This is a genomic window from Camelimonas fluminis (genome assembly GCF_014656355.1).
In the GTDB taxonomy this organism is placed as follows: Bacteria; Pseudomonadota; Alphaproteobacteria; order Rhizobiales; family Beijerinckiaceae; genus Camelimonas; species Camelimonas fluminis.
The window spans coordinates 1-5,050 of record NZ_BNCG01000084.1 but is presented as its reverse complement, the minus strand read 5'-3'; the positions used below and the strand labels follow the sequence as shown (position 1 = coordinate 5,050).

Here is a 5,050-nt window from a genome sequence, read left to right as displayed (position 1 = left end):
ATCAGAAATCTGGCGAAGGGGGAACCTCTTATGATTCTAGACGTTCGAAAACCGCTCTAGGCATCGAAGCGCTGATAGTTGCGGGTTCCCTCGATCCATACATCACCGGCGCGCAAACGATCACGCAAGGTTGCCATGATCGCAATTTCATAACGTCGGCGGTCGATACGGCCGCTTTCGGTGATGAGACGCTTCCACTGCCGATTGGGGAATGGCAGTGGAACGCCATCGGGAAGGTCGCGCGACTTTCGTGTGTTCGCATCGCGAATGACATCGATGGCTTTGATCAGTGCCGTCCCTGTTCCAGACGCCTTGAAGGTGAAGGCGTCCAGAAATGCCGGGCTGAAACGCCGTAGCGTGGCGTAACGCTCGGTTGCCGTTACCAGTGCGTCCTCGCCGGCAAGATCAGCAAGGGCATCTACTTGGGCCTTTGCCGCAACAAGCCGGTGCCAGCCCACCGCTTCGTCAATCAATTCGAGCGGATCGCCGCCATTCTGGACAGCCTCATCAAGTGCTGTAATCGTGGCGCCAAACAGCCGCATGAGTTGCCCCACCGACTGAATACTATCTTGGTAGCGACGCTCGCGCCCACGCCGCGCGCGCGTGAACATGCCGCCGATAAGTCGGTCAAACATTTGGATCGCGGCATCGGCAAGTCTGGCCTCAAGGTCGATCACTGCGGCCGTCAACGTCGCCCGCCTGCGATTGACGCTGTAATCCGAAAGCAGGAATGCCGGTGCCACGCCGCCCTCGCGGACAAATTGGGCAAAGCGGAATTCCGGAATGGCGCCCCCAACTACCGGGTGGATACCTATGCCGCGAACATAGGGCAGGCGCTCAAGCAAGCCATTGATATTGGCCGCAGTCGGGGCTTCTTCGAAATTACGCAACCACGCCAGCGGTGTCATGCCGAAATCCGGGTTGTTGATTACGAGTTCGTCTAGCCGTGTCAGTTCAGCAGAGCTGAGGCCTTCGACGATTGCGGCTGCGGCAGCTTTGCGTGCGCGTGCCCGGCCAGCAAGACCGGCGCGTTCCAGTGTGTCGCCTGACGGAAGAATGAACCGCTCACCCTTCAGGCCAACCATGAGGGCGCGAACAATCGGTTCACCTCTGTCTGTATACTCGGCGGCTTGCGCGGCAAGATTCAGGGCAAGTGCCAGGTCGCCGCGTCGAAACGGGCGTATGCCAAGATAACGCGCCACGAGATCGGCATGATCGGTACGGGTTTGCGCGCGCTGACCATATGCAGAGAAGGAGGAAGGATCGACGAATAACTGTGCCGCGAGGTACTGAAGAATGACGTCGGGAAGCCCGATCTCGGGTTGCAGACCAAAGCCGGGATGTCGCATCAAAGCGATTTGTGCAGCCAGACCGAGGCGATTTGCTGGACCATAGCGGCGCCCAACCAATTCAACATCTTCCGCAGAAAGGGTATAATGCCCAATGATCGCGGTTTCTTGGACAGGAGGATCGAACAGGCGCCGGCGCTCGTCTCCGGTCAGAAGTCGGCGTCGTGCCATTTTGCTCTCCCGCTGAGGCGAATAACAAAATTGACACCAAAGCGGCTTGCACTGGAGGGAGGCCATTCGTTGCCGGTTGATCCCCGAGCAATCACCCGGCGCAGCAAGACAGTTTGGCGACATCCTTATCAAACGTTTGGGCCGCCAGTTTGAGGCCTTCCACAGTGGTCAGGTAAGGAAATATCGTTGCACCCAATTCCAGGGTGGTCATGCCGTGTTTGATCGCCAGCACCAGTGTCTGGATCGAATCCGCGCCTTCGGGTGCCATGATCTGGCCGCCCAGCAAACGGTCGTTCGCCTTGTCGGCAATCAGTTTGATGAGACCCCGCGTATCGCGTGCTGCCAGTGCCCTTGGCACAGCATCGAGCGGGAGCAGCGAAACCTTGATGTCCAGGCCTTGCGCCCGTGCTGTCGTTTCAGTGAGGCCGGCGCTGGCGACTTGCGGGTCGGTGAAGACGACGGATGGCATGGAGGAATTGTCGTAGCGGTATTGGTTGCCCGTCACCGCGTTGCGCGCGGCCAGTTTTGCGCCATAGGCGGCCATGTAGACGAACTGGTCCCGTCCCGTTACATCGCCCGCCGCGTAAATGCCTGGAACCGACGTTTCGAGGTGGTCATCGACGACGATTCCACCATTACGGGCAAGCACTATGCCGCGCTCCTCCAGCCCAAGCCCGTCGCTATTGGGTCGGCGTCCGGTGGCGATGAGCACCTGTTCCGCCGCGACGGTGTCACAATGCCCCTCGCAGGTCAATTCGACCCCGCTCTGTGTTTGGGCGATACGCTGATAGCCGACACCTGCGCAAACCCGCACGCCCTCGGCTTCCAAATAGTTTTTCAGCGCGGCACTCACTTCCGGGTCCATTTCGGGGAGCAGGCGGCTTCGGCAGCAGATGGTGACATCAACGCCCAGACGCGAAAACATCTGTCCCAGTTCTACCCCGATCACCCCGCCACCGATCACCAGCAGCGATTTGGGCAAGCGATCCAGCGCCAGCGCCGATGTGCTGGTTAGGTAGGGCACGCTGTCCATCCCCGGAATCGGCGGCACGGCGGCGTGCGCACCCATCGCCAATATGACCTTGCCGACCTTCATGGGCGCATCGCCGACAATCAGCGCACCATCGGCAAAGCGTGCCTTGCCCTCGATATAGCTCACACCGTCATAGGCGGGCAGCAGATCGACATATTTTTTTTGGCGCAGCGTCGTGACAAGATCGTCCTTCGACGCCGCCAATACGGACCAGTCATCCATCTGGACAGCGCCCCCAAGGCCGGGAAAGCGCGCGGCGGCAAGCCCACCATGCACCGCTTCGGCGGCGCGGATCAGCGTCTTGGAAGGAACGCAGCCAACATTGACACAGGTGCCGCCAATCGTGCCGTGACCGACGAGCGCCACTTTCGCGCCCAGATCGGCAGCGGCGATCGCGGCGGAGAACCCGGCAGAACCCGCGCCGATGACGGCCACGTCAAATCCTTCCTGCCCGGGGCGGTTGCAACAGTCGTTCATTGCTTATCGCTTTCTTGAGGCGCTGGCGGCGCCCGGCTCAGTTTTGAATAGCGCGCGCCGGATAACCCGCGTTGGTTGATGCAGCGGCAATCGCAGCAGCATTGGTGCGGCGCGGGTTATAGGTTGCGCGCGCGGTCTTGGCTGCGAAATCGACCGTGACCGCCGTTACCCCGGCGACGCCTTCCATCGCCTTCTTCACGGTGATCGGGCAGGTGGCGCAGGTCATGTTCTCTATGGCAAAGGTGGTTTGCTTCTGAGCGGTTGCGGTAGCCGCGGGGCGATCTTGCGCCGTGCCACTAACTGCATAGGCGACCCCGCCGCCAGCCATAGCCAGCACGGCCATAGCGATACATACTGTCTTTTTCATGGGTATTTCCTTTCAATAGAACCAGGGTGCCCACCAGTCGATGGTGAGCGCCAGGATGGCGACGGCAAGGCCCAGCCACAGCACCGCCTTGGTGGTCCAAGCCGATTGTGGACGAGCGCAGTAGGAACCGTCTTCACAGGGCGGTTTCGGCTTGAAATAGACATGCCAGAAGCCGTAGCCGAGCAGCGCGAGCGTTACGCCTGCGACATAGGGCTTGTAAGGTTCGAGCGCCGTCAGGTTGGCGATCCACGCGCCGGAAATTCCGAGCATAACCAACAGTAGCGGGACGACGCAGCAAGCCGAGGCGAGCCCCGCGCCGATCAATGCGCCCGCCGCAACCCAGTTTGCCTGCTTCGGCTCGTGGTTTTCGGTGAGGGCTGGCTGTCCCGCTTCCGGCGTTGAGACCATGGCTTGAATCCCTTGTTCCAACTGAGTGATTCGCAGTGTAGGCTCTGTAGCCACTACAGACTCAAGAGGTATTTTCATGGAGCAACAGGTCGGCATCTTGCGTGCCCAGCTTGCCCGGAAAACAGGCTGCAATCTCGAAACCATCCGCTATTACGAGAAGGTGGGATTGCTGCCGGGGCCGCCTCGCAGTTCCAACGGCTACCGCGTCTATTCGCCGGAACTGGTGCAAAGGTTGCAGTTCATCCTGCGCGCGCGCGACCTTGGCTATGCAATGGATGAGATACGGTCATTGTTGTCGCTCACCGATACCGGTGCACAAACCTGCGCGGAGGTTATGGCGAGAACCGAACTCCACCTTGAAGATGTCCGCCGCCGCATTGCAGATTTGCAGAAGATAGAGGTGACGCTGGCGACCACGTTAGCCAGATGCACTGGAGATGACGTTGCCGAATGTCCCATCCTGGAAGCACTCCAGTTTTTACCCCATCAAGGCAATTGACGCCATCTTTGAGGGATTTGATTTTGTGATGTCAGCTTGGAGTATAGCCTAACCGGACGTCAGGGCGCTACCGCGGTTTCTGTCAGATTAGGGTACTAAACGGAATTTGTTGACGAATGTCGTTGCGTATCATAGATTTCAACCTGACATTTTGATGGAGAGAGTGCGCAGTGAAGGGGCAACGGATCGGCTATGTCCGGGTCAGCACGTTCGATCAGAATGTGGATCGCCAATTGGAAGGTCAGTCGCTCGATCGGACCGTCAACCGCCCCCAGCTTGAGGCTCTGCTCACTTTCGCCCGCGAAGGCGATACCGTCGTCGTCCACAGCATGGATCGGTTGGCCCGCAATCTGGATGACCTGCGCAAGCTGGTCCAGGGCCTCACCAAGCGAGGTATCCGGATCGAGTTTGAGAAGGAAAGCCTGTCCTTCTCGGGGACGGCAACGCGAAGGCATTGCGATCGCTCGGCAGCGCGGCGCCTATCGGGGGCGGAAACGGTCGCTCTCGGATGAGATGATTGCCGATCTGCACCGCCGCGTTGCCGCCGGTGAACGCAAGGCGACCATCGCGCGCGACATGGGCATCAGCCGCGAAACCCTCTACCAGTACCTTCGCGCCGCTGCCTGACACCAATGTTCACATTATGTCCGGAAAATCGTTGTTCAGCGTACAAAGCTTGAGGTGACGCCTTGCTGATGAGAGCGGGAAGGCGCGCGCCATCATGGGCGTTGGCCGCGCTGGCGTCC

At 59.7% G+C, this 5,050-nt stretch carries 7 protein-coding genes; 3 read left to right on the top strand and 4 right to left on the bottom strand.

The window, feature by feature from the left end:
- Window positions 1–56: 56 nt before the first annotated feature.
- From IE243_RS22080 to IE243_RS22065, 4 genes are all read right to left on the bottom strand, one after another.
- Complete coding sequence (locus IE243_RS22080; protein ID WP_244643318.1) at window positions 57–1,520, bottom strand: DUF4158 domain-containing protein; 1,464 nt, start codon at window positions 1,518–1,520, stop codon at window positions 57–59.
- A 91-nt stretch (window positions 1,521–1,611) separates the two neighbouring features.
- A complete protein-coding gene (merA, locus tag IE243_RS22075) occupies window positions 1,612–2,988 on the bottom strand; it encodes a mercury(II) reductase (RefSeq protein WP_021222959.1) in 1,377 nt (458 codons plus the stop codon).
- 79 nt (window positions 2,989–3,067) lie between these two features.
- Entirely contained in the window at window positions 3,068–3,397 is a 330-nt protein-coding gene (locus IE243_RS22070) for a heavy-metal-associated domain-containing protein (RefSeq protein ID WP_004213249.1), read from the bottom strand.
- A 12-nt stretch (window positions 3,398–3,409) separates the two neighbouring features.
- Window positions 3,410–3,805 (bottom strand): mercuric transporter MerT family protein, encoded by a 396-nt coding sequence (locus tag IE243_RS22065; protein WP_014072602.1) that lies wholly within the window; start codon window positions 3,803–3,805, stop codon window positions 3,410–3,412.
- Between the two features lie 76 nt (window positions 3,806–3,881).
- Between IE243_RS22065 and IE243_RS22060 the strand changes: the two genes are divergently transcribed.
- The 3 genes from IE243_RS22060 (at window position 3,882) to IE243_RS24110 (ending at window position 4,931) form a co-directional block, all read left to right on the top strand.
- Complete coding sequence (locus IE243_RS22060; RefSeq protein ID WP_014072603.1) at window positions 3,882–4,304, top strand: MerR family transcriptional regulator; 423 nt, start codon at window positions 3,882–3,884, stop codon at window positions 4,302–4,304.
- Window positions 4,305–4,474: 170 nt separating this feature from the next.
- Window positions 4,475–4,816 carry a recombinase family protein gene (locus tag IE243_RS22055; RefSeq protein ID WP_444542215.1) on the top strand — a complete coding sequence of 114 codons (342 nt, stop codon included), beginning with the start codon at window positions 4,475–4,477 and terminating at the stop codon, window positions 4,814–4,816.
- Window position 4,817: 1 nt separating this feature from the next.
- Complete coding sequence (locus IE243_RS24110) at window positions 4,818–4,931, top strand: helix-turn-helix domain-containing protein (RefSeq protein WP_423349404.1); 114 nt, start codon at window positions 4,818–4,820, stop codon at window positions 4,929–4,931.
- The last annotated feature ends 119 nt before the right edge of the window (window positions 4,932–5,050 follow it).